The following is a 22,945-nucleotide window of genomic DNA, read 5'->3' on the forward strand; positions in this document are numbered from 1 at the left end:
CGCGTCCAGCACCGGGCGCCCGGGGAGCCATGCTCGAAAATCTCTCTGCGAGAAGGGAATTCTCATGCCCGCCATTCTTTTCGGATCGATCAGCACACTTGCCGACACCTCGGAGTTGCAGCGTCGTGCATTCAACGACGCATTCGCCCAGCACGGGCTGGACTGGAACTGGTCGCAGGACGACTACCGCAGCATGCTCGGCGGCAACGGGGGGGCTCAGCGCATCGCCGACTTCGCAGCCGAGCGCGGCCAGGACGTCGATGCCGACGCCGTGCACGCCACGAAGTCGCAACTGTTCCAGCAGCTGCTGGGTGAGGTTTCGGTGATCCTCCGGCCGGGTGTGCGCGAGACCATCGAACACGCCAAGGCCGCCGGCCACAAGCTCGGGTTCGTCACCACCACCTCCAAGGCGAACGTCGACGCGCTGCTCGCGGCTCTCGATCCGCAGATCGACGCCTCCACATTCGACGTCATCGTTTACGACGACCACGTCGAGGAGCCCAAGCCCGCACCCGCGGCCTACGTTCTGGCGCTCGACTGGCTGGGCCTCACCCCTGCCGACGCCGTCGCCATCGAAGACAACGTCGGCGGCGTGCGCGCCGCCCGTGCCGCCGGACTGCGCTGCATCGCCTTCCCCAACGCCAACACCGCCGGCGCCGAATTCGCCGACGCCACCGACATCGCCGACCAGCTCGACGCCGACCGCGTCGTCTCCCTGGCCGCCGCCTGAGCACCCTGAACGGACATTCCATGAGCGACCTCACCGCCCGAGTCACCGCCTCCGAGCGCAACTTCCACGTCGAAGGCTACGAACGCATCTCCTATGACCTCACCTACGTCGACGGCGTCTTCGACGTGGCCAACCGCGAACTGGCCGAGGCCTACCTGCCGTACGGCCGCACGCTGATGGTGATCGACGAGGTGGTCTACGACCTCTACCGCGAGAGCATCGACGCCTACTTCGCCCACTACGGGATCGCGCTGACGGTCATCGGGGTGCACATCCACGAGACCGCGAAGTCGCTGGAGACGTTCGAGCGGATCGTCACCGCATTCGACGAATTCGGTTTGGTACGTACCGAACCGGTGCTGGTCGTCGGCGGCGGGTTGACCACCGACGTCGCGGGATTCGCCTGCGCGAGCTACCGGCGCAACACCCCGTACCTGCGCATCCCGACCACCCTGATCGGGCTGATCGACGCGAGCGTGTCGATCAAGGTCGCGGTCAACCACGGCCACCACAAGAACCGCCTCGGCGCCTACCACGCGTCGCGACAGGTGTTCCTGGACTTCTCGTTCCTCAAGACTCTGCCCGAGGACCAGATCCGCAACGGCATGGCCGAGCTGATCAAAATCTCCGTGGTCGGCAACGCCGAGATCTTCGACATGCTCGAACGTTTCGGCCCGGAACTGCTCACCACCCGCTTCGGCTACCTCGGCGGCGACGAGCGACTGCGCGCGGTCGCGCACCGGCTGACCTACGAAGCGATCGCGACGATGCTGGAGCTCGAGGCGCCCAACCTGCACGAGATCGACCTGGACCGAGTGATCGCGTTCGGGCACACCTGGAGCCCCACGCTGGAGCTGACCCCGGCGACACCGTTCTTCCACGGCCACGCGATCAACATCGACATGGCCCTGTCGGTCACGCTGGCCGAGCGGCGCGGACTGCTCACCGCGGGCGAGCGCGACCGCGTTCTCGCGACGATGAGCGCGCTGGGGTTGTCGCTGGACTCGGAGTATCTGACGCCCGAATTGTTGGAGACGGCGACGGCGGCGATTCTGCGCACCCGTGACGGAATCCTGCGCGCCGCGGTTCCGGACCCGATCGGCAGCTGCCGCTTCCTCAACGACGTGACGGTCGACGAGTTGGTCGACACGCTCACACTCCACAAGAAGCTGTGCGCCGAGTTCGACCGCGGCGGTGACGGCGTCGACGCCTTCACCTACGCCACCGTCGATGCCTGACACCGTCGCCGCACCCCGGCCGGTCACACCCACCTCGATCCTCGCGGCGCGGCTCACCGAGCTCTGCGACCAGCTGGCCGACGTGGTGGATCACGATTTCCTGCAACGGCTTTCAGAGGCCCGTGATCTGGCGGCCGGACTGGACCCGTACGTGGCCGCCGCCACCACCGGCGAGTCCTCGGCGCTGGCCGAACTGGCCCGCGACACCAGCACGCAGCCGTGGCACGACGGGCTGGAACAGGAGATGCTCTCCGGGCACGTCGAGGGACAGCTGCTGAAGTTCCTGGTCCGCATGTCCTCGGCAGTGCGGGTTCTCGAGATCGGCATGTTCACCGGCTACTCGGCGCTGGCGATGGCCGAGGCGCTGCCCGCCTTCGGCACGGTGGTGGCGTGCGAGATCGACGCGGGCGCAGCAGCAGTGGCGCGTGCCGCATTCGACCGATCCGACGTCGGACACCGCATCCGCATCGAGTCCGGGCCCGCGCTCGAGACACTGCGGCGACTGGCCGCAGTCGGCGAGGAATCGTTCGACTTCGTGTTCATCGACGCCGACAAAGGCGGATACCAGGCGTACGTGGATCTACTCCTCGACTCCCCTCTGCTGGCCCCCGACGCCGTGATCGCGGTCGACAACACGCTCATGCAGGGCCAACCGTGGACCGGCGTGCAGACCGAGAACGGCGCGGCCATAGCCGCTTTCAATCGGGCGCTGGCCGCCGACCCGCGGACCGAGCAGGTGCTGATCCCCGTGCGCGACGGGCTCACCCTGATCCGGCCACTGAGCCGATGATGCCCCGATGACGCTGACTGCGCATCCCACAGACCGGGCCGCCCCGGCGGGTGCGGTGCGGCGTCCCACCCCGACACGGGACGCCGCCCGCACCCTCTCCGTCCTCGCCGGCCTGACGGCCACCCTGCCCGTCGACCTCGCGATCACCGCCGGAGCGCTACTGCGCCGGGCCCCGCGCCCGGCCGTGCGCGCCGCCGACACGCCGAAGACCGTGCTCGTCAGCGGCGGCAAGATGACCAAGGCGCTGCACCTGGCGCGAGCGTTCCATCTGGCCGGACACCGGGTGGTGCTCACCGAATCCGCCAAGTACCGCTTCACCGGGCATCGGTTCTCCCGCGCCGTCGACGCGTTCCACTGCACACCGGAAGCGACCGACCCGCGCTACCCGCAGGCGTTGGCCGACATCATCATTCGCGAGAACGTGGACGTCTTCGTGCCGGTGTCCAGCCCGGCGGCCAGCGTGCCCGAGGCGGCCCTGCACGACCTCGTCGGCGATCGCTGTAAGGTGCTGCACGGGTCGGCGGCGCTGATCGCGACATTGGACGACAAACGGGACTTCAGCACGCTGTGCGCCTCACTCGGTCTTTCGGTGCCGGAGTGTCAGCTGATCACCGACCCGGTCGACGTCGAGCGTTTCGACTTCGTCCCCGGCCGCTCCTATGTGCTCAAGCGGCTCGCCTACAACCCGGTCGGACGCACGGACCTGACCCGGCTTCGCCGCGAGACGCCGGAACACAATGCCGCATACGCGCGCTCGCTCGACATCACACCGAGTGATCCGTGGCTGCTGCAGCAGTACGTGGACGGTCAGGAGTACTGCACGCACGCGACGCTGCGGGCCGGTGTCGTCACCGTGTACGGCTGCTGCGAGTCCTCGGCGGTGCAGTTGAACTACCGATTCGTCGACAAGCCCGAGATCCGTTCGTGGGTAGAGCGATTCGCCGCCCAAACCGGCGTGACGGGGCAGATCTCGTTCGACTTCATCGAAGGCGCTGACGGCACGCCCTACGCCATCGAGTGCAACCCGCGCACCCACAGCGCGATCACGATGTTCCACGACCACACTGAGGTGGCACACGCCTACCTCACCGACGGGCACCCGACGATCACGCCGCGGCCCGGTGCGACGCCGACCTACTGGATCTATCACGAACTGTGGCGGCTGCTGCGTGGCCCCGACCGGCTGCGGCGGCTGCGGGTGATCGCCCGGGGACGTGACGCGATCTTCGCGGCGTGGGATCCGCTGCCCTACCTCGGCGTCTACCACCTGCAGATCCCCGCGCTGCTCATCAGCAACCTGCGTCAGCGCCGGGGTTGGCGCCGCATCGACTTCAACATCGGCAAGCTCGTCGAGAACGGTGGGGATTGACGTGCGTCTCGTCCAACTGGTGGGCTCGCCCGTCGATGAGTTCCACGCCGAACTGTCGCGACTGTATGCGCGGGCCAGTGCCGAGGCGCTCGCGCCGCGGCACGACGTGCGGTTCGCCTACGTCGCCCCCGGCGGCACCTGGCAGTTCCCCGGGGGGCTGGATGCCGGCAGTCTGGCCGCCGCGGAGCCGCTGCCGGCCACAGCGGGTATCGCGCAATTGGCCCAGATGCGGCCGGATGTGGTTCTGCCGCAGATGTTCTGCCTGCCCGGGATGACCTCCTACCGGGGCTTGCTCGACGTGCTCGGACTGCCGTTCATCGGCAACACCGCCGAGGTGATGGCCAACACCGCCGACAAGACTGTCGCCCGCGCCCTCGTCGCGGCCCGGGGTGTCGCGGTGCCCGAGGGCCGGCTGGTGACGGGGCCCGATCAGGTGGATCTGCCGTTGCCGCTCGTCGTCAAACCCGCGCGCTCCGACAACTCGGTAGGGGTGTCGCTGGTGACCGACCAGGGCGAGTTGCCCGCCGCCATCGCGCGGGCCGCCGACCACGGCCCCGGCGTACTGGTCGAGACCTTCGTGCCTCTCGGACGCGAAGTGCGCTGCGGCGTCCTCGATGTCGACGGCGAGCTGGTGTGCCTGCCGCTGGAGGAGTACGCGCTCGCGGCCCCGATCCGGCTACCCGCCGACAAGCTGGGTCGCGCCGGCGGTGGCGAGCTGCGCCTGACCGCGGGCGACGGAGGCCGGGCCTGGATCGTGGCGCCCGGCGACCCGATCGAGGCGGCCGTGTTCGACGCGGCGCGCACGTGCTTCACGGCGCTGGGCTGCCGCCACTACGGCCTCTTCGATTTCCGCATCGACCCCGCCGGACAGCCGTGGTTCCTCGAGGCAGGCCCCTACTGCTCGTTCGCGCCGTCGAGTGTGATCGCGAAGATGGCCGCTGCACAAGGGTATTCAGTGCTCGAGCTGTTCGACACCCTGTGCAGTGAGGCGAGGATCGCCGCGGCATGAGTATGGAGGTCAGTACCCGCGACCCGGTCGGCGCACAGGTACGAGGCGTCGAGGTGGGCCCGTTGAACCCCACCGTGGTTTCGCATCTGCGTGCGCTGCTGGCCGTGCACGGCGTGCTCGTGCTGCCCGACCAGCGTGTCGACGACGACGCGTTCGTCCAGTTCTTGGAGAGCTTCGGCACCGTGGTGTTCACCACCGGCGAGACACCCGTCCCCGAAGCGCCGTTGCTCAACGTCATCACCAACGTGGGCCGTACGCGCACACCTCGCTCGTCGTTCCACGTCGACACCAGCTATCTGCGGAACCCGCCCGCGTACACGGCGCTGCGGGCGGTGACGGTGCCTGAGCGCGGCGGACAGACGCTGTTCACCAACCAGTACGCCGCCTACGCCACGCTGCCGCGTCAGATGCAGGCGCAGATCCGCAACCGGGTGGTCACCCACGTGGTCACCGGTCTGGATCTCGACGGGGACGCCGAGACCGAGGCGCGGCACCCGCTGGCGCTGCGGCACCCGCTGACGGGCCGGACGGCGCTGTACCTGTCGACGCGGGAGCGCTGCCGCGCGGTCAGCGGAATGGCGCCCGACGCAGCGGCGCAGCTGATCGACGAGCTGCTGGAGCATTCCACGCGGCCGGACAACGTGTTTCGGCACTCGTGGCGACCGCACGACGTGGTGATCTGGGACAACCGGTGCGTGATGCACAAGGCCGACCACAGCGGCGTGGTCGGTGACCGGGTGATGCACCGGGGCACCGTGCTGGACCGGGCGAGCTGGGCTTAGCTCACCACGGTCAGTGCACCACGGTCAGCGCACCACGGTCAGCGCACGACGGCGACGGCGAAGCCGTCCCAGCCCTTGGTGCCGACGGTCTGGATAGCGGCGCTGTCCAGCCGCGGGTGTTCTCCCATCATCGCCAGCATGTTCCGCACGGCGCGGGCCTGTTCGTCGTCCGGTCGGGGGTTCAGCACCCGGCCCGACCGCGCGATGTTGTCGACGATGATCACCGTGCCGGGCCTGCCGAGGCGGATCGCCCACTCGACGTAGGCAACGTTGTTCTCCTTGTCGGCGTCGATGAAGACCAGATCGAACGGTGCGCGGTCGGTCAGCGTGGGCAGCGTGTCCAGCGCAGCGCCCACGATCACCTCGACGCGGTCGGCCACCCCCGCGCGCTCCAGGTTCGCCCGCGCCACCTCGGCGTGCGCGGCCTCGAACTCCAGGCTGACCACAGTGCCGTCGCTGCCGACCGCCCGGGCCAGCGCAATCGTGCTGTAGCCCGCGAGAGTGCCGATCTCGAGCACGCGCCGCGCCTGGGCCACCTGTGCCCACAACGACAGCAGGCGCGCGTGCTGCGCGGAGACCTCGATGGCCGGCATGCCCGCCGCGACGCCGGCCTCGCGCGCCGAGCGCAGCGCGTCGTCCTCGCTGTGCAGCAGCTCGGTGAACAAATCGTCGAGAGATACCCAGTCCGGATCGGTCACGCCTGCGACGGTACTCGCGGGCTGAGGGCTCGGGTCAGCCCTGCACGCCTTCCTGTGCGCCGACCACCCGCAGCACGTGAGCGACCTCCGGCCCCATCACCGCGGCGGCCAGCTCACGCAGCGTCGCGACGAACTGCGGGCCGTGCGCGGGCTCGGCGTCGCACAGGTGGTGGGCGATCTCGTGCAGCACCACCAATTCCCGCAGCGCCCAACGGCTCCGGTCTTCAGGCACCGCAATGGTGGCGCTCTCGCGTTCGAAGTGCGCCGCGGTCGCGCCGCGGCGGGGGCGAACCCGCACCGTGCCGGCGTGCGGCCACGCCGCGCGAACGGCGGGTAGGGACAGCACGCCGTCGACATAGGACTGGACGGATTCCACGGATGCGAACCGCGCCTCGGGCGGCAGCGTCAGCTGGGTACCGAAGAAGTCGACCACCCGGGTGTTGCGCTCGGCCGCCCGGTCGAACATCGTCCGCACGAACTGTTCTGCGGCATAGACTTTCGCGCGCTGGGTGTCCCGGCTCACCGTTCCAGCGCCGTGCGCGCTCCCGCCAGCTCGGTCTCCCCGCCCAGTCGCGCCCGCCGTCCGGCCCGGTCACCGGCGCGCCGTGCCGCCGACGAGTAGCCCGCCGTCGCGCTGGTGGCGCGCCAGGTACCCCGCGCCCGCGACGTCTGCCGGTAGTAGTCCTTCAGCTCGAGATCCTTGTTGCGCAACGCGATCGCGGTACCCGGCTGGCTCGCCGGACCGCGGGTGGCCTCCTGCTGGGCTTGCTCGCGCGCCTCGGCCAGGCGCTGGCCCACACGCGCCCCGAACGCCAGCTGGAAGTTGATGCGCGCGGTGATGGTGGGCGTCGGCCGGTGGGCACCGGAGGCGATGTAGTCCGTCGACGCGCGCACCATCTGCAGCACCAGGCTGGTGTAGAGCGCATGGGTGGCGTCGATGTCCTCGGCGAACCCGTAGGCGTAGACGAACGTCGAGTTCGAGGCGATGTCGCACTTGACGTCGTTCGCGGTGGCGATCAGGACGAACAGCTGCACATAGGTGCGCAGCCCGCGGGCTCCGGGCTCACCGATCGTGATCGTGCGCTGCACGGGTGTCTGCGCCGCGGTGCGCTCGGCGCTGTGCGACCGTGCGACCGCCAGGTCGATCGATGCGGCGGTGGCCAGCCGCTGTGCGGCGGCCATGAAGGCATCCGCCTCGTGGGTGTTGTCGGTGCCCTCGGCCTGGCGCAGCAGTGCTGCGATCCGGGCCAGCATCTTCTCGTCGGTACTCATGCCCGACAACCTAGGTCGGGTGGCAGACACGTCATCGCCGACCAGTATCGCCCATCCCCACAACCGATTTCATCCACAGCTAGCGCGTCGCGAAGCTGTCGAGCGCGGACACCAGCTGCGGCGAGAGCGGATCCTTCTTCGCGTAGTTGGCGATGTCGTCGGTCGGGTCGTCACGCAGGACGTGGTTGACACCCTTGAGCTCGACCACCGTCAGCGCGGTGCGGCCGAGCGCGTCGATCAGCGGTCGGGCGTTGGCGCACGTCGCCTGCTTGTCGGAATCGGAGCAGGTCAACAGCACCGGGGTGCCGGCGGGAACGTTCGCCGCGAGCGCCAGCGGATCGATCCGGTCGGCGTCGATCACGGCCTTGATGTTGCCCGGGTTCACGATCGCGTTCAGCCCGTCGGGAAGGGTCGCGGGCACGGTGCCCTGCGTGCGGATCTGCTGGACCGCGGCCTTCCACGCCGCGACCGTCTCCGGCGAACCGCCCGCCGTCACGCGGCTGGTGATGATGTCGAGATAGCGCCCCGGCAGCGGCTGCAGCAGGCCCAGCGAGTGCACCTTCGGCGCCTCGGGCGCCGTGTCCCCCGCCAGCGTCAACGCGTGGATGGTGCCTTCCCCCACCGCGTAGATCGACAGTCGACCCGGATCGGCGTCCGGCCGCCCGGCCAGATACCGCAGCGCCGCCTTGGCGCCGGCGGTGTAGACGGCGCTGACGACGTCGTCGGGATGGTCTCGGTACGGCCCGATCCCGGTCCTGCCGGTGCCGACTTTGTCGTAGCGCAAGCTCGCCACGCCGCGCTCGGAGAGCAGCTCGGCCAGCTGACGCATGTTGCCGATGGGGCCGGCCACCTGGTTGTCGCCGTTGCGGTCGGTGTTCCCGCTCTCGGAGATCAGCAGCGCCGCGGGCCCTCGCTCGTCATCGCTGCGGTGCCGGTAGGTGCCGTAGATCGTCAACCCGTCGGCGTCGAACGAGACGTCCTCGTCGACCCACGACGGTGCCGGCTCGGCAGCCTTGGAGGAGCAGGCGGGGACGCACAGCAGCAGCACGCCCAGGAGCAGCGCGACGAACCGCTTCACAGCTGCGACTCCATCCAGGACGTCACGTCGTCGAGCACCAGTGCGCGCTCCGGCTCGTTGAACACCTCGTGGTAGAGGCCCGGGTACTCCTTGAGGTGCACGTCGACCGAGCCCACGCACTCGACCAACGTCCGGCTGCCCTGCACCGGGATCAGGCGGTCGGCGTCGCCGTGCACCACCAGCAGCGGCGCGGTGATCGCCGCGGCCCGGCGCGGCATCGTCTCGCCGACGCCGATCAGCGCCCGGCCGATGCCGGCGGGCAGCCGGCCGTGGTGCACCAACGGGTCGGCCTCGTAGGCGGCGACCACCTCGGGGTCGCGGGAGACGGCGCTGGCGGGCAGGTTCTCCACCGGCAGGCCGGGTGCGATCCGGCCCAGCAGCTTGGCCGCCGCCACCTTGACCGCGGGAACCGAGGACTGGGCCGCGACGGCCGGTCCGGACAACACCATCGCGGCGTAGTCGTCCGGATGTTCGACGCCGTAGGTGAACACGACCGCCCCGCCCATGCTGTGGCCGAGCACGATGCGCGGCAACTCCGGATGTTCGTCACCGGCGATCCCGACCAGCGTGTGGAAGTCGCCCGTGTACTCGGAGATGTCGCGCAGGAGTACCCGCTTGCCGCCGGAGCGGCCGTGGCCCCGGTGGTCCAGGGCGTAGGTCACCAGACCCGCGTCACCGAAGCGGTCCGCCACGTGGGCGTAGCGGCGGGCGTGCTCGCCGTAGCCGTGGGCGATGATCACCACGCCGCGGGGCTGCTGCTGCGGAGTCCATGTGTCGTAGACGATTCGCACGCCGCCGACTCCGTCGAAGCTGCGTTCGGTTCGCGTCACGGGCATGCACGGCAGAGTAGCGAGCGGCCGCCGGACCGGCAGCCGAGCATGGCTGACTTCGTCGGTGGTGCTCGTTAAGCTCGGGGACCGTGACCGTGTTGGCTGTCGATGACAGCAGCGCCGAGAACGCGTTCCTCGCTGATGCCCAGCGTTATCGGCGTGAACTGCTCGCGCACTGCTACCGGATGACCGGCTCGCTGCACGACGCCGAGGACCTGGTCCAGGAGACGTATCTGCGGGCGTGGAAGGCCTACAAGGGCTTCGAGGGCAAGTCGTCGGTGCGCACCTGGCTGTACCGCATCGCGACCAACACCTGCCTGACGGCCCTCGAGGGCCGGAACCGCCGGCCGCTGCCCAGCGGGTTGGGCCAGCCGGCATCCGACCCGGTCGGTGAGCTGCACGAGCGTCACGAGATCGCGTGGCTCGAGCCGCTGCCGGACGCACCCCGTGCGGATCCATCGGACCCGTCGGTGATCGTCGAGTCCCGCGAGTCGGTGCGGTTGGCGTTCATCGCGGCGCTGCAGCATCTGCCGGCGCGACAGCGTGCGGTCCTGGTACTGCGGGAGGTGCTGCAGTGGCGGGCCGCCGAGGTCGCCGAGGCGATCGGGGTGTCCACCGCGGCGGTCAACAGCCTGCTCCAGCGCGCCCGGGCCCAGCTCGACGAGGTGGCCCCCGCGCGGGACGACGCGGCGCTGGCACCCGACTCGCCCCAGACGGCCGACCTGCTCGATCGCTACATCTCGGCGTTCGAGACCTACGACATCGACCGGCTGGCGGAGCTTTTCACCGCCGACGCGGTGTGGGAGATGCCGCCCTTCGACGGCTGGTACGACGGTCCGGCCGCCATCATCGCGCTGTCGAAGTTCCACTGCCCCGCCGAGGGGCCGGGAGACATGCGCTTCCTGCGGGCCACCGCCAACGGCCAACCGGTCGCCGCGCTGTACATGCGCAACCCGCAGACCGGTGTCCACGAGGCATTCCAGCTGCACGTGCTCGACGTGCGCACTACCGGGATCTCTCATGTGGTGGCGTTCATGGACACCGCGCTGTTCGCGCGCTTCGATCTGCCGGCCCAGCTCTAAAAGCAACCGAAAGGTTGCCTATTTTCTCGCGGTCACTTACCTTGAAAGGCAACTAGGAGGTTGCACATCATGACAGACCGCATCGAGAAGAGTGCCCTGCTGCGCGCCCCTCTGGACAGGGTGTGGCGGGCCATCAGCGAGTCCGATCAGTTCGGCACGTGGTTCGGCATGACCGTCGACGGTCCGTTCGTCGCGGGCGAAACAGTGACCGGGGTGATGACGCCGACCGCCGTCGACGACGAGGTGGCCGCCCAGCAGGCGGATTTCGCAGGGGTGACGTTCCCGCTGCACGTGGTGTCAGTGACGCCGCCACGCTACTTCGCGTTCCGCTGGAACCCGCTGTCCGAGCCGGAGTTCGCCGATCTGACCACGCTGGTGGAGTTCACCCTCAGCGAGGCGGACGGCGGCGTGCTGCTCGAGATCGTGGAATCGGGTTTCGACGCACTGCCCGAATCCCGCCGCGCCGCGGCCTTCGCCGACAACAGCGGCGGCTGGGCCACCCAGCTCCGCCTCATCGGGCAGTACCTGGCGGCGCCACAGTGGGCGTGAGCCTTGCCAGTGCAGCGCCGCTGTTCGACGCGCTCGGGGACCCGCACCGGCTGCGCATGGTCATCTGGCTCTGCGACACCGGACCGTGTTCGACGTCGGCGGTGACCCAGGCGGTTCCGGTGACCCGACAAGCCGCGACGAAGCACCTGACGCTGCTGGAATCCGCGGGGGTGGTACGCAGCGAGAAGCGCGGGCGGGAACGCATCTGGACGGTGCAGACCGCGTCGCTCGCCGCGGCGCAGGATCTTCTCGCCACGCTGTCGCAGCGGTGGGACCGCCGCATCGACCGCTTGCGGGCCCTGGTCGAGGACGACGATCAAGCGGCGAGGCACGAGCCGCGTTGAGGAGTCCGACCAGAAGAGCTAGAGAGGAGTAGCTCAGCGTCCGAGCCGCTCCAGCACCCGGCCGATCGCCGCGCCGAATGCACGCTGCTGGGCGGGCGAGAGCCCGTCGAACATGACGCTGCGCACCAGATCGACGTGCCCGGGCGCGGCGACCTCCAGCGCCGATCGGCCCTCGGCGGTGATCGCGACCGTGGCCGCGCGGCGGTCGTCGTCATCGCCCTGACGTTCGACCAGTCCGCGCCCGCGCATGCGGCGCAGCTGATGAGAGAGCCGGCTCTGCTCCCATCCGATGAGCTCCCCCAGTTCGGTGATCCGCAACGGCCCGCGCTCGGACAGGGCGACCAGCACGTCGTAGTCCGACAGCGAGAGCTCGCAATCGGTCTGCAGCTGCCGGTGCATCGCGGTGTGCAGCCGGCTGGCCATCGCGAGATAGTCGCGCCAGATGCGCTGCTGCTCAGGGGTGAGCCATTCCATCACCCCACTGTACGGAATACATGACGTGTCATGCATGTTGTCGGACGCAGAGCAGCCGCCTAGGCTGGCCAGGACTCCCGAGGAGTGATTCCCATGAGCACCGCCCACAGCGTCGTCGACATTCGGCGTGCCGCCGACCGCGCCACCACGAAGATCGCCTGGCTGGACTCGAAGCACTCGTTCTCGTTCGGCGGCCATTACGAGCCCGACAACACCCACCACGGGCTGCTGCTGGTCAACAACGACGACACCGTCAAGCCCGGCACCGGTTTCGACACCCACCCGCACCGCGACATGGAGATCGTCACCTGGGTGCTGCAAGGCTCGCTGGTGCACCAGGACTCCACCGGCCACTCGGGCGTGATCTACCCCGGCCTGGCGCAGCGCATGTCGGCGGGACGAGGCATCCTGCACTCCGAGAAGAACGATTCGTGGACGCTGACGGGCGACCAAACCCACAGTGAACCAGTGCATTTCGTGCAGATGTGGGTCGTGCCCGACGAACCGGGCATCACCCCCGGCTACCAGCAGCTCGAGATCGACGACGAACTGCTGCGCGGCGGTCTCGTGACCATCGCGTCGGGCATGCCCGACCACAGCGACGCCGCCGCCATCACGATCTCCAATCGGTACGCCGCCCTGCACGGCGCCCGGCTGCAGCCGGGACAGACCGTGGAACTTCCCGACGCCCCCTACCTGCACCTCTTCGTCCCCCGCGGCGAGGTGGTGCTCGAAGGCGCCGGCCCACTACATGAAGGAGATGCCGTGCGGTTCACCGCATCCGGTGGCCAACGCGTCACCGCCACGGACGCCGCCGAGATACTCGTCTGGGAGATGCATGCCGGTCTCGCCGCGGCCTAGCCACCTCAGCGCGCTGCTCGTCGTGGCCGCTCTCGTCGCCGGATGCAGTAGCGCATCCGAACCCGCTCCCTCCTCAGAGTCGGCGTCTCCGTCGTCGTCGGTCACAGCGACCTCGGCGCCGCCGGCAGCAGGGATGAGCACCGTCGACGTCACCGTGCCGCCCGACATGACGGCGGCGCCGTTCGACCAGCCGCGACAGGTCCGGGTACCGACGGGCTGGCAGCTCTCGGTCTGGGCACGCACGCCGCGGCCGCGGTTGGCGCTCTGGGCGCCCGACGGCACGCTGCTGGTGTCGGTGCCCAGCGCGGGCACGGTGCTGCGGTTCACCCCGGGTGACGCCGGGGCGACGGAGTCGGTCCTGCTCGACGGCCTGGATCAACCGCACGGTCTGGCGATGGCCGGCACGACGCTCTACGTCGCGCAGAGTCATCAGATCGATGCCTACGACTACGCGAACGGCGCCGCGACGAACCCGCGCGTTATCGCGGGCGGCTTGCCCGACGCCAAGAGCCCTGACCTGCGGGGCGCCTACGCACACGCGCTCAAGAGCGTGGCGGTCGGGCCGGACGGTGCGGTGTATTTCTCGATCGGCTCCACCGGCAACATCTCGGCCGCCGACCGCACCGCGACCCCGCCGCGGGCCACGATCATGCGTGTCCCGCCCGGCGGCGCACCCGCCGCACCGTTCGCGACCGGGGTGCGCAACGGCACCGGTCTGGCAATCGCCCCCGACGGCTCGGTGTGGACGGCGAACAACGGCCGCGACAACGTCGCCGACCCGAGCACCGGTCAGGTCGACCCCGCCTACGTCGGTGAGCACCCCCGCGAGCAGATCGCCCGCCTGACACCCGGCCGTGAATTGGGTTGGCCCTACTGCAATCCCGATGGTGGACCCGCCGACCTGCCGTTCATCAGGGATGTCCAGACCAACCCGAATGGCGACAAGCTGGACTGTGCGGCGCTGCCGCCCGTCGAGCAGAGCATGGGGGCGCACTCGGCGCCGCTCGGCCTGAGCTTCGTCGACGGAGGGTTGCCGGCGCCGTACGCGCAGGGTGCGCTGATCGGCGTGCACGGCTCGTGGAACCGTCAGCCACCCCGCGAGCCCGAGGTGTCGTTCTACCCCTGGCGCGACGGCGGGCTGGGGAATCAGCAGACCCTGGTCGGCGGTTTCCAGGGCGAGAACGGGTCACGGTGGGGCCGACCTGTCGCCGCGGTCGTCGGCCCCGACGGCGGGGTGTACATCACCGACGACGCCGCCGACGCGATCTACCGGTTGACCCCGCCGCGCTGATCCAGCCCGTTCAGCACGGCCGCCAGCTTTTTCTCGGTGTCGCCGGCCATCTTCTCGAACGCCAGCTTCATCACCGGGTTGAGCAGCCGCGCGGTGCCGTGCATGTGCAGCTCCGCTTCGTAGGTGATCACCGAACCCTCGCCTTCCGCCTCGACGGTGATGGTGTCGACCGAGGTGGATGAACCGTTCTCCCCCACGAAGACGACCTTGCGGTCGGTGAGTTCGTCCAGAGTGTAGGTCAGCTCGGCCGTCACGCCCAGGATCTTCGAGACGTTGTGCCAGTACGCGCCTTCGGTGACCGGACCGCTGTCGATGCGTTCACAGCGCTGGGTGCCCGGATCCCACTGCTCGGCGTGCGCGAAGTCCTTGAGATAGTCGACGACCACCGTGGGCGGCGGACTGACGGTGAAGGTTCGGGACACGGTGGGCATGGTGGTGGGTACCCGCCCGAAACTTCTCAGCAAACCGCTCGGCAATCTGCGCGGAATCATCCTGTGATGCTGCTGTGACGAAAGTTGACAGCGATTCTCCTGCGATTATTGTTGGCATACTGACCAGCCCGGTCGTTCATCGTGTAAAAGGAGCCGCCGATGCCGACTCCTGCCGCAAACATGCGGCGGCGACTTCGGGGTGCCGCGGCGGCGGCGGCGTGTGCCCTGGTGGCTGTTGGGATCAGCGCGCCGGGCGCCGCCGCAGCGAGCGCACGGGAGCTCCTCGCCGCCGCGATCGCCACCACCAAGGGCTCCTACCTCGTCTACAACTTCGGACCCGGCTTTCCCGCGCCCATGCTCGACGCCTCCGGCCGCTCCTACGAGATGACCAACGGCGGCCGGCTGATGATCATCAAGGCCGCATCGTCGAGGTTGGCTCCGCGGCTGCTGGCCGATTCCCACACCGGGTTCCAGGCCCGGTGCGAACGCGACCCACGGGCCCGCACCGCCGAGGGACTGCTGCAGGCATCGGAGACCTACTCACCGCTGCAGGCATGGCAGGTGTTGGGCCAGCCGACGATCGCGATCAACGCGAACTTCTTCGACGTGCGCGGGCAGCAGGGCGGCTCGTGGAAACAGACCGGCTGCAGCTCACCGCTGGGCGCCTACGTCGACAACACCCGCACCCTGGGCCGGACGAACGCGGCGGTCACCGGGACGCTGGCGTACGCGGGAAAGCAGGGGCTCTCGGGCGGCGACGAGAACTGGATGGCGCTCTCGACGATGATCCTGCCGGTGCAGGGTGCGCCGTTCGTGGTCCCACCGACGAGCGACACCGATTACGACGCGGCCTCCCCCGTGATCGCCGATCTGCTCGACAAGGGCACGCGTTTCGTCGCGGTGGCCGGCATGCACCTGCTCGCCCCCGGGGACACCGGCCAGATGAACGATCCGGGCCCGAGTGCGGCGCGCACCGCGATCGCCTACGTGCGAGATCGCGACGAGATGTACGTGTTCTCCGGCGGCAGCTACACCCCTGACCAGATCCAGGACCTGTTCCGCGGGCTGGGCAGCGACACTGCGGTCCTGCTCGACGGCGGCGGGTCGACGGCCATCGTGCTGCGCCGCGACACCGGCGGCATGTGGGCGGGCGCCGGTTCGCCGCAGGGGTCGTGCGACACACTGGCCGTACTGTGCGATTCGCACGAGCGGGCGCAGCCGGCCTGGCTGGCATTCAACTAGCCGTCGTTCGGGGTGCACGCGAACCTGCCGGTGAGGCGGAGACGTCGCCCGCGGGCGGAGTTCACCGAGCATGGCGGACGGCCACGGGAAATACGTCGTTTTATACGTTCGACCGATACCTCACCGAGTTCACCGATGGGTAGCTTTTGCAGCATGGCCAAACGTGCTGCACTTGCAGGGTTTGTATCAGCTGCAGCCCTGTCGATGTCCGTGGGCGCTGCTCCAATGGCGACCGCATCTCCCGCTGTACCCTTCGCGACGAAGGCTCAGCCGACAGACCAGCAATTCGTCGACGCCATCGCGCCTCTGACCGCCGGTGGGCCGCCCTTCACGATCGACAAGGTCGTCAGTCCACAGGCTGACTGGTACGTCGTCACGATCAACCCGACGACCTACGATCAGCACTCCTTGGTGATCCTGCAACAATCGACTGGTCCGCTTTCCGTGGTGGCAGGCCCCGGCGGGTATTTCCCCGCGACCACGTTCCCCGATCCGGTGCATCGATATCTGACCGGTGTGGGCGCTGCATGACTGTGAGCAGATCAGCCGCACTCTAGACCTTTCCACGTCCGAGAGCGAGCAGCAGCGCTCGCCGCGTCGCCCCCACACCGCGCTGGGAACGTCCTACCGGAATTCGTCGACAGATTCGGACAGGGGATGATCCAGAAGGTCGTGGCAGCAGCCGCACTGCTGGGCGCGGCGGGCGTCCTGGCCGTCGGCTGCTCGGGCTCGAGGTTTGCCGGAAACACCACTCTCGCAACGACACTCACAGCAGCGAGTCCCACCAGCAGCGCACCCCTCGCGCCCAGTGTGACCGCGGCGCCACCGGCCTCCGATGCCGACGCACACGGATTCCTCGTCTACGGCGGGGGCGCACGGTGCCTGGGTAGCGACGATGCCGAGATGCTCATGCGGACTGAGAAATCGGCGCTGGTCGTGTGCCGAAGCGAGATCGATCGACTCTATTACCGTGGCTACCGAATTTCGGACGGCGCCTCCATCGACCTGCATGAGGTCTTCCGCCGGGGCAACGACTACATTGCCGTCAACGCCGCCGACAACGCACGCTATGTGATCACTCCCAACGGATTTCAGCTGATCCAGAACGACACCGTCGTGCTCGACGAACCGGCTGTCGAGACTGGGCCTGGACCTGTGTCGCAGATGCCGGCGCCAGAGGCCACGTCGACGGTGGCGCTCGGCTCAGCGGCGGACATCGGGCCGGCGTCGCTCGGCTACGGATCGGAACATCCCACCGTGATTTCGATGGGATCGTGCGCCAACACTGTCACTGACATCGTGTGGCAGAACTGGGGTGGTACGCAGGCTCACGGCAGCGGTCTGGGATGCGTCCAAGTCGGGCAACCCCCGCAATACCAATTGATCGCCTCGGATATCGCTGTGTGCAGAGGAAAACTCGCCTACCGCACGTTGCAGATCAGTACGAACCCGCCTCAGATCATCTGCGGCGGCTAGCCGCCAGAGCGCTCCGAGCCGCCGCGAGAGTCTGCCGCTCGTAACCCGAGCCGAACAGCACGACGTGGGCCAGCAGCGGGTAGAGCTGGTGCAGACCAAGCCTGTCGCGCCAGCCCTCGGCCAACGGCCGGACCTCCTGATAGCCCTCGAGCACCGCGTCCCGATGCGGGCAGCCGAAGAGCGCCAGCATCGCGAGGTCGGTCTCCCGATGCCCGCCGTGTGCAGCGGGATCGATCAGCACCACTCCGTCGGCGGTCCACATCACGTTGCCGCTCCACAGGTCGCCGTGCAGTCGGCACGGTTCCTCGGCGGGATCGTCGAAATGACCTGCTGTACAGCGGGATATGACGGCCTCGACCGCCGCGCGGGTGTCCGGCGCCACCTGCGCCCGCGCCAGCATCGGCGTCAGCCGGTGCTCCGCGTAGAAGCGCCCCCACGAGCCGTCTCGGCTGTAGCTCATCGGCAATGGCTGCTCGAGTGGACCGAAGAAACCCGACGGCGCGTCCCACTCCGGCGGTGGCGCACCGAAGCCGTCGGCGCCGGCCGCGTGGGTGTGTGCCAGCCGTGCGCCGAACGTCCGCGCGGAGGCCCGCTCGGGTGTCACCGTCGCCAGATGCTCCAGCGTCAAGGACTGTTCGTCCACCGCGACCACCCGGACCACTGGCGCACCCCCGTTCGCAGCCGAAAGCCATTGCAGCCCAACGGCTTCGCAGCGAAAGAACCCGTCAGGCGCATGCGCGTGACGTTTCACGTGGAACACCGGGGTTACAGCTGCGGGGTCAGATCGAACGACGTGACCGTCGACATGCGGGTGATCAGCCACTCCCCGCCGTCGCGCTTCATCGTCAGGCGGTAGGACAGGTAGCGCAGCGACGGGATGTTCTTGGTGACGGGACTCGTCGAAATGGAGTTCGTGTAGACGATCGCGGTGGCGTCGGTCGGAGCGATCGAGGGCGACACACTCTCGACGGCCGCCCCGACCACCTCGGTCGTGTTGGTGACCTGGGCCTGCTTGTTCGGCTCGACGATCGCGTCGATGTACCTGCGGTAGTCGTTGGCGAAGTCGCCGCCGAGGTATCGCGACGCGCGGTCCGCCAGGGCGGGCATGTCGTCGGGGGTGTAGGTCCACAGCGCGGTGATCGCTGCGGTCGCGGTCCGGGCGATTTCGAGCTTGGTGGTGTTCAGCGCCCGCTGTGCCAGGTAGGGCTGCACCATTGCGCCCGCGAACGCGCCGCCACCGACGAACAGCACCGAGGCGACGACGGCCGCAACGACCAGCCCGCGCCCCGCGGGGCGGTGCTCCACCATCCGGAACTCGTCGGCAGGAGTCTCGTCGGCAGGAGTCTCGTCGGCCGCCTCGTCGGGATCGGCGGCCGGCTCGGATTCCGCCGTGGTGTCGACGTCCGACTCGGCCGACGCCGTGTCCTCAGCACTGACTTCCGGCTTCGGCGTCCGCGCCGCCTTGCCGACCGGCTTCTTCGGCTGATCCGGCGACTGCTCGACCGCCGACGACTCGGGCTCGAGTCGCTCGACCGTCTCGTCGGGCTGTTCCGCCGCCGCGGGCGCGACCGTGCGGGAGCGCCGAAAAAACCGGCGGCGACGCGGCGGGCTGGCGGGATCGCTGGGGGCTGCCGAGTCGTCGGTGGTCAGATCACCTGAATCAGGTTGCTGATCTTCCACTGCTGTCCTTCCTTGATCGTCGTGGCGATCCAGCGGCTGCCACTTTCGACCGTCGTCTTGCCGTCGGGTGACGTCGACGTCGCCTTCGTGGCGATCAGCACGTCGGCGCTACCGTCGTCGTTCCAGCGCTGCACCCCCGCGGCCAGCACCGTGCCGGTGGTCGGCTCTCCGCGGGCCACCTGCAGCAGGATCTCGTTCTGCTTCTCCTTGAAGGTCTTGGCGAACTCGCCGGTGGCCTGGGCGGCGATCCGGTCGGCGTAGGCGTTGGCGTGGAACGGATCCAGAGTCATGTACTCGGTCATGAACTCGCGGGCATACCCCAGCGCGGATGCTTCCCGCACCGCCTCGGTGCGGTCGTGCTCGTGTCGGATCAGCATCAGCGTGCTCGCGGTGATCGCCGCGGCGACCACGAGCGCCACCACGGTCGCGACCACCGGCAGACCCCAGCGTCGCGGCCGCCGCGGCCGGCTGCCGAAGTAGTCCGCGGCGGTGTCGTCGACCTTGCGTCGCGGACTCATTGGCCCGCCGGATTCATCTGCGGCTTCTTCAGCACGGTCAGGTTCGCCACCTGCCACTGGCCGTTCGGCGCCCGGTCGAAGTCGACGCGCACCGTGGCCGTGATGAACTTCAGCGTCTTGGGATCGTCCCCGCGCTGCCCTTGCATCGCCAGCAGCATGGACGCCTGATCGGGGGTGACCGGCGGATCAGTGAGCACCGCATGGCTGACGGCCCAGTACTCGTTGGAGGTGACGCCCGCCTTCTGGGCAGCCTGCTGCTGCGCGATCAGCTGCTCCCGGTAGGTGTCGGTGGTCAGCCCCTGCGCCCGGGCGAAGTCGGCGGGCATCGTGTCGGCGCTGTAGCTGAGCATCTGCTCGACGATCCGCGGCCCCTGCTCGTCGATCTGGGCACGCGCCGCGTCGACCGCGCGCTCGTACCGGTAGACCGTGAGATAGCCGAGGCCCGCCGCGGCCGCGCAGACCACGGCCACCGCGATCAGCACCAGCGCGACCACCCGCCGCATGTTCCGCGCGGGCCGCTCGACGACGAGGACCTCGGTGCGGGCCAGCATGTCTGCGAACGTGCGCCGCCGGCGATCCCAGAGCGGCCACAGCCACCCGACGAACACGGCCAGGGTGTCGAGCAGATGCGCGAGTTCGCGAACGATCAACCGGCCGAGGCCGACGGTCCCGCCGTCGCCCGCTCCGGCCCGGTCGCGCACCGCGATCCCGCACAGCGCTCGGCCCAACGTCCAGCCCGTCGCGACCGGAAGTACCAGTCGGTTGACCGCCGTGGCGAACAACGCCACCGCGGCCGCGCCGGTGAACGCCCAGCGCGCCCACCCCTCGGCCGGCGAGGCGAGAGCCAGCAGCGCCGTCGTCACGATCACCGCCGCACCCGGTAGGACATCGACCAGCAGAGCGCCGGCGCGCGACGACCATGAGGCCCGGTTCAGCTCCGGCACGTCGGTGTCGGAGACGGAGTCGGTGGTCGGCAGAACCACGGTCACGACGTGACCTGGTCGAGCTTGGCGATGCGGTAGCGGCCCTCGTCGAACGCCATGGTGGCGCGCAACCGGTAGCCGACCTGCTGGTTTGCTGCCTGGGAGTTGGTGATCTTCACCCGCACGGCGACGAGCACATTGATCGACCCGTCGGGGTTGTGCCGCTCGACCGCGGCACGCAGATCGTCGACCGCGACCTTGGCGTTGGCGGCCTGGTACGCCTCGGCGATCACGCTGCCGAACAGACCGGCCTGCACCCCGAAGTCACCGGTCGAGCACTCCAGGATCTTCGACTGCGCCACCGTCATCGCCGCGGTGTCGGGCGCGTTGGTGGCCGCGACACAGTCCTTGGCGGCGGCCAGTGCGGCATCATCGCTGCGGGCGATCGCCGCGGCACGCTGATTCGCCTTCAACGCGTAGTAGCCACCTGCCGCAGCACCGCCGGCCAGGAGGAGCAGCGCCGCGGTCAGCCCGGCGACCCAACGGGTGCCGAGCCGCGACTGCCGTCGCGGTTCCGCCGGAGCGTCATCGAGGGACTCCTCGCCGACCGTCGATTCTGGGTCGACCGTCGAGTCTGGGCCGACCGTCGAGCCTTCGGCGACCGTCGTGTCCTCGTCGGCGGCGCCGTCCTCGGGGGTGTCGATGGGGGGGTTCAGCCGGCTGGTGCCAGCATCTCCTTCCATCCGTCATCTCCTGGGTTACTCGAGTTCTTCACGTTGTATCTCACCCCGTCGGGCCCGACCACCTCGCCGCTCTGTGGGCTGTACGCGGCGGTGCTGCCGGGCGGGCCCTGCGCGGGAGTGTAGATACACGGGTTGGGCTGTTGCCCGCTGCAGCTGACGGTACCCGAGCCCGGTCGGCTGATCGGATCACTGATCGGTGACGTGCTCAGCGGCGGCGGCAACTTGTCGGCCGGCAGCGGGTTCGTACCGTTGTTCACCGACGGTGCCGGTATCACCCGGCCCGGGTCCACGCCCTGGTCGCACCGGGCGCCCGGAGCGGGGCAGGACAGGATCTGGTTGGGATCGCCGTACCAGGGGTTGGTGCCCAGCGGCACGTAGGGCTCGTTGCTGTGGCATTCCTTCGGCGACGCCGCACGCTTGCCCGGCACATCCGCACACGGGTAGTTGCGGGCACCACGAACCACGTTGCCCTGGTAGTCCTTCGGGATCTTGCAGTAGGTACCCGTCGGCAGCGGAGCCATTGATGTGTCAGCGGGCGAGCGCCACTCCGACGCAGGCAGGAAGCCCGTCATACACGGCGGCGGCAGGTTGATCGACAGACCGAAGTGTATCATACCCTCGTTCTCGAAGATCGTGCCCGCCTGCGTCAGCGATGCCCCCTGCGGGAGGATCACCAGCGCCTGCTCGAGACCCTTGTTGTAGCGCTTGAGCATGTCGATGACCACCGACAGGTTGGCCAGCGTCTGCGGCAGCGAGTCGCGGACGTCGGAGAACAATGTGTTCACCTGATCCAGCGTGGGCGCCGCCTGCTGCAGGCCGCTGCGCAGTGCACCGTCCTGCTCGGCGGTCTGGCTCGCGATGATGTTCAGATTGCGCGACCACTGCTGGATCGCATCGCCCGATTGCACCTGACTGTTCAGGATGGGCGCAGAGTTGGCGATGATGTCGTTGACCTGCGGCAGGTTGTCGCGGAACCCTTGGGCCAGGTTCGTCGTCGACTCCACGAGGCGCTGCAGCGACGGACCGAGCCCGCCCACCGCAGCCGACGTCTCGGTCAGCAGCGAATCGATCTTCTCCTTGGGCAGTACGGCGAGCCCGCGGTTGGCCGCGTCGAGCGCCGGCCCGACCTCGGCCGGCACGGTGCTCTTCGTGATGGTCGACCCGGGGCTGAGGTACTGCTTGGTGTCGGCGGCGGGCACCAGATCGAGGTACTGCTCACCGATCGCCGATACCGAGTGAACCTCGGCCGTCACGTCGACCGGGATCTTCACGTCGTTGCTGATGCTCAGCGTGGCCCGGGCACCGTTCTCGGTCGGCTCGACATCGGTCACCTTGCCGATCTGGGTGCCGCGGTAGGTCACGTTGCCGGTCGCGTACAGACCGCCCGAGCGCGGCAGCTGCGTGTAGAGCGTGTACTGCCCGACGCCGGCCAGGCTCGGCAGGCGCAGGTAGTACAGGCCCAGCACGGCAACCGCCGCCACGGTGAGCACCGTGAAGATGATCAGCTGGATCTTGATGAAGCGGGTCAGCATCGC

General features: G+C 69.0%; 27 protein-coding genes. 14 read left to right on the forward strand and 13 right to left on the reverse strand.

Features of this window, described 5'->3' with window-relative positions; translation table 11 throughout:
* Window positions 1–64 precede the first annotated feature (64 nt).
* From MHN84_RS08700 to MHN84_RS08725, 6 genes are read left to right on the forward strand one after another with little or no spacing between them, the layout of a single operon-like run.
* Window positions 65–730 carry an HAD family phosphatase gene (locus tag MHN84_RS08700; protein ID WP_241204248.1) on the forward strand — a complete coding sequence of 222 codons (666 nt, stop codon included), beginning with the start codon at window positions 65–67 and terminating at the stop codon, window positions 728–730.
* Window positions 731–750: 20 nt separating this feature from the next.
* Entirely contained in the window at window positions 751–1,968 is a 1,218-nt protein-coding gene (locus tag MHN84_RS08705; RefSeq protein ID WP_241204249.1) for a sedoheptulose 7-phosphate cyclase, read from the forward strand.
* Window positions 1,961–2,758: an O-methyltransferase gene (locus MHN84_RS08710; protein ID WP_241204250.1), complete on the forward strand. Its 798-nt coding sequence runs from the start codon at window positions 1,961–1,963 to the stop codon at window positions 2,756–2,758. The genes MHN84_RS08705 and MHN84_RS08710 overlap by 8 nt, the downstream gene beginning before the upstream one ends.
* 7 nt (window positions 2,759–2,765) lie before the next feature.
* Window positions 2,766–4,127, forward strand: coding sequence for an ATP-grasp enzyme (locus MHN84_RS08715; protein ID WP_241204251.1), 1,362 nt, complete (start codon window positions 2,766–2,768; stop codon window positions 4,125–4,127).
* A gap of 1 nt (window position 4,128) precedes the next feature.
* Window positions 4,129–5,136, forward strand: coding sequence for a D-alanine--D-alanine ligase (locus MHN84_RS08720; RefSeq protein ID WP_241204252.1), 1,008 nt, complete (start codon window positions 4,129–4,131; stop codon window positions 5,134–5,136).
* Window positions 5,133–5,918: a TauD/TfdA family dioxygenase gene (locus tag MHN84_RS08725; protein WP_241204253.1), complete on the forward strand. Its 786-nt coding sequence runs from the start codon at window positions 5,133–5,135 to the stop codon at window positions 5,916–5,918. Before MHN84_RS08720 ends, MHN84_RS08725 begins: the two co-directional genes overlap by 4 nt.
* A gap of 38 nt (window positions 5,919–5,956) precedes the next feature.
* Here the strand turns inward: MHN84_RS08725 and MHN84_RS08730 are convergent, their stop codons facing one another.
* The 5 genes from MHN84_RS08730 to MHN84_RS08750 all read right to left on the reverse strand — a co-directional run bounded on the left by MHN84_RS08730 (window position 5,957) and on the right by MHN84_RS08750 (window position 9,802).
* Window positions 5,957–6,616: an O-methyltransferase gene (locus tag MHN84_RS08730; RefSeq protein ID WP_241204254.1), complete on the reverse strand. Its 660-nt coding sequence runs from the start codon at window positions 6,614–6,616 to the stop codon at window positions 5,957–5,959.
* 34 nt (window positions 6,617–6,650) lie between these two features.
* A complete protein-coding gene (locus tag MHN84_RS08735; protein WP_241204255.1) occupies window positions 6,651–7,139 on the reverse strand; it encodes a TIGR04338 family metallohydrolase in 489 nt (162 codons plus the stop codon).
* Window positions 7,136–7,888 carry a DUF2786 domain-containing protein gene (locus MHN84_RS08740; RefSeq protein WP_241204256.1) on the reverse strand — a complete coding sequence of 251 codons (753 nt, stop codon included), beginning with the start codon at window positions 7,886–7,888 and terminating at the stop codon, window positions 7,136–7,138. Before MHN84_RS08740 ends, MHN84_RS08735 begins: the two co-directional genes overlap by 4 nt.
* A gap of 79 nt (window positions 7,889–7,967) precedes the next feature.
* Window positions 7,968–8,966 (reverse strand): S9 family peptidase, encoded by a 999-nt coding sequence (locus tag MHN84_RS08745; RefSeq protein WP_241204257.1) that lies wholly within the window; start codon window positions 8,964–8,966, stop codon window positions 7,968–7,970.
* A complete protein-coding gene (locus MHN84_RS08750) occupies window positions 8,963–9,802 on the reverse strand; it encodes an alpha/beta hydrolase (protein WP_241204258.1) in 840 nt (279 codons plus the stop codon). Before MHN84_RS08750 ends, MHN84_RS08745 begins: the two co-directional genes overlap by 4 nt.
* A gap of 83 nt (window positions 9,803–9,885) precedes the next feature.
* On the opposite strand from MHN84_RS08750, the gene MHN84_RS08755 reads away from it, so the two are divergent.
* The 3 genes from MHN84_RS08755 to MHN84_RS08765 all read left to right on the forward strand — a co-directional run bounded on the left by MHN84_RS08755 (window position 9,886) and on the right by MHN84_RS08765 (window position 11,771).
* The gene (locus MHN84_RS08755) at window positions 9,886–10,878 is read left to right on the forward strand and encodes a sigma-70 family RNA polymerase sigma factor (RefSeq protein ID WP_308192926.1); all 993 of its coding nucleotides are present in this window, start codon (window positions 9,886–9,888) and stop codon (window positions 10,876–10,878) included.
* A gap of 69 nt (window positions 10,879–10,947) precedes the next feature.
* Window positions 10,948–11,427: an SRPBCC family protein gene (locus MHN84_RS08760; RefSeq protein WP_255730184.1), complete on the forward strand. Its 480-nt coding sequence runs from the start codon at window positions 10,948–10,950 to the stop codon at window positions 11,425–11,427.
* A complete protein-coding gene (locus MHN84_RS08765) occupies window positions 11,418–11,771 on the forward strand; it encodes a helix-turn-helix transcriptional regulator (RefSeq protein WP_241204259.1) in 354 nt (117 codons plus the stop codon). The genes MHN84_RS08760 and MHN84_RS08765 overlap by 10 nt, the downstream gene beginning before the upstream one ends.
* 33 nt (window positions 11,772–11,804) lie before the next feature.
* On the opposite strand, the gene MHN84_RS08770 is transcribed toward MHN84_RS08765, so the two are convergent.
* A complete protein-coding gene (locus MHN84_RS08770; protein WP_241204260.1) occupies window positions 11,805–12,245 on the reverse strand; it encodes a MarR family winged helix-turn-helix transcriptional regulator in 441 nt (146 codons plus the stop codon).
* 93 nt (window positions 12,246–12,338) lie between these two features.
* On the opposite strand from MHN84_RS08770, the gene MHN84_RS08775 reads away from it, so the two are divergent.
* Entirely contained in the window at window positions 12,339–13,106 is a 768-nt protein-coding gene (locus MHN84_RS08775) for a pirin-like bicupin family protein (protein ID WP_241204261.1), read from the forward strand.
* On the forward strand, window positions 13,084–14,397 hold the full coding sequence (locus tag MHN84_RS08780; protein WP_241204262.1) for a gluconolaconase: 1,314 nt from the start codon (window positions 13,084–13,086) through the stop codon (window positions 14,395–14,397). The genes MHN84_RS08775 and MHN84_RS08780 overlap by 23 nt, the downstream gene beginning before the upstream one ends.
* Here MHN84_RS08780 and MHN84_RS08785 read toward each other — a convergent pair.
* On the reverse strand, window positions 14,373–14,828 hold the full coding sequence (locus tag MHN84_RS08785; RefSeq protein WP_241204263.1) for an SRPBCC family protein: 456 nt from the start codon (window positions 14,826–14,828) through the stop codon (window positions 14,373–14,375). The genes MHN84_RS08780 and MHN84_RS08785 overlap by 25 nt on opposite strands.
* Before the next feature lie 159 nt (window positions 14,829–14,987).
* Here MHN84_RS08785 and MHN84_RS08790 point away from each other — a divergent pair, with 159 nt between their 5' ends.
* From MHN84_RS08790 to MHN84_RS08800, 3 genes are all read left to right on the forward strand, one after another.
* On the forward strand, window positions 14,988–16,070 hold the full coding sequence (locus tag MHN84_RS08790) for a phosphodiester glycosidase family protein (RefSeq protein ID WP_241204264.1): 1,083 nt from the start codon (window positions 14,988–14,990) through the stop codon (window positions 16,068–16,070).
* A 153-nt stretch (window positions 16,071–16,223) separates the two neighbouring features.
* Window positions 16,224–16,601: a hypothetical protein gene (locus MHN84_RS08795; protein ID WP_241204265.1), complete on the forward strand. Its 378-nt coding sequence runs from the start codon at window positions 16,224–16,226 to the stop codon at window positions 16,599–16,601.
* Between the two features lie 372 nt (window positions 16,602–16,973).
* Entirely contained in the window at window positions 16,974–17,546 is a 573-nt protein-coding gene (locus tag MHN84_RS08800) for a hypothetical protein (RefSeq protein ID WP_241204266.1), read from the forward strand.
* Here the strand turns inward: MHN84_RS08800 and MHN84_RS08805 are convergent.
* From MHN84_RS08805 to MHN84_RS08830, 6 genes are read right to left on the reverse strand one after another with little or no spacing between them, the layout of a single operon-like run.
* On the reverse strand, window positions 17,530–18,306 hold the full coding sequence (locus MHN84_RS08805; protein ID WP_241204267.1) for a fructosamine kinase family protein: 777 nt from the start codon (window positions 18,304–18,306) through the stop codon (window positions 17,530–17,532). The genes MHN84_RS08800 and MHN84_RS08805 overlap by 17 nt on opposite strands.
* A gap of 5 nt (window positions 18,307–18,311) precedes the next feature.
* Window positions 18,312–19,226: a mammalian cell entry protein gene (locus tag MHN84_RS08810; protein WP_241204268.1), complete on the reverse strand. Its 915-nt coding sequence runs from the start codon at window positions 19,224–19,226 to the stop codon at window positions 18,312–18,314.
* The gene (locus MHN84_RS08815; protein WP_241204269.1) at window positions 19,193–19,744 is read right to left on the reverse strand and encodes a mammalian cell entry protein; all 552 of its coding nucleotides are present in this window, start codon (window positions 19,742–19,744) and stop codon (window positions 19,193–19,195) included. Before MHN84_RS08815 ends, MHN84_RS08810 begins: the two co-directional genes overlap by 34 nt.
* A complete protein-coding gene (locus tag MHN84_RS08820) occupies window positions 19,741–20,733 on the reverse strand; it encodes an RDD family protein (RefSeq protein WP_374238344.1) in 993 nt (330 codons plus the stop codon). Before MHN84_RS08820 ends, MHN84_RS08815 begins: the two co-directional genes overlap by 4 nt.
* Window positions 20,730–21,410 (reverse strand): hypothetical protein, encoded by a 681-nt coding sequence (locus MHN84_RS08825; protein WP_241204270.1) that lies wholly within the window; start codon window positions 21,408–21,410, stop codon window positions 20,730–20,732. Before MHN84_RS08825 ends, MHN84_RS08820 begins: the two co-directional genes overlap by 4 nt.
* Entirely contained in the window at window positions 21,380–22,942 is a 1,563-nt protein-coding gene (locus MHN84_RS08830) for a virulence factor Mce family protein (protein ID WP_241204271.1), read from the reverse strand. Before MHN84_RS08830 ends, MHN84_RS08825 begins: the two co-directional genes overlap by 31 nt.
* Window positions 22,943–22,945 lie beyond the last annotated feature (3 nt).

The sequence above is a fragment of the Mycobacterium sp. PSTR-4-N genome (assembly GCF_022348085.1).
Taxonomy (GTDB): Bacteria; Actinomycetota; Actinomycetes; order Mycobacteriales; family Mycobacteriaceae; genus Mycobacterium.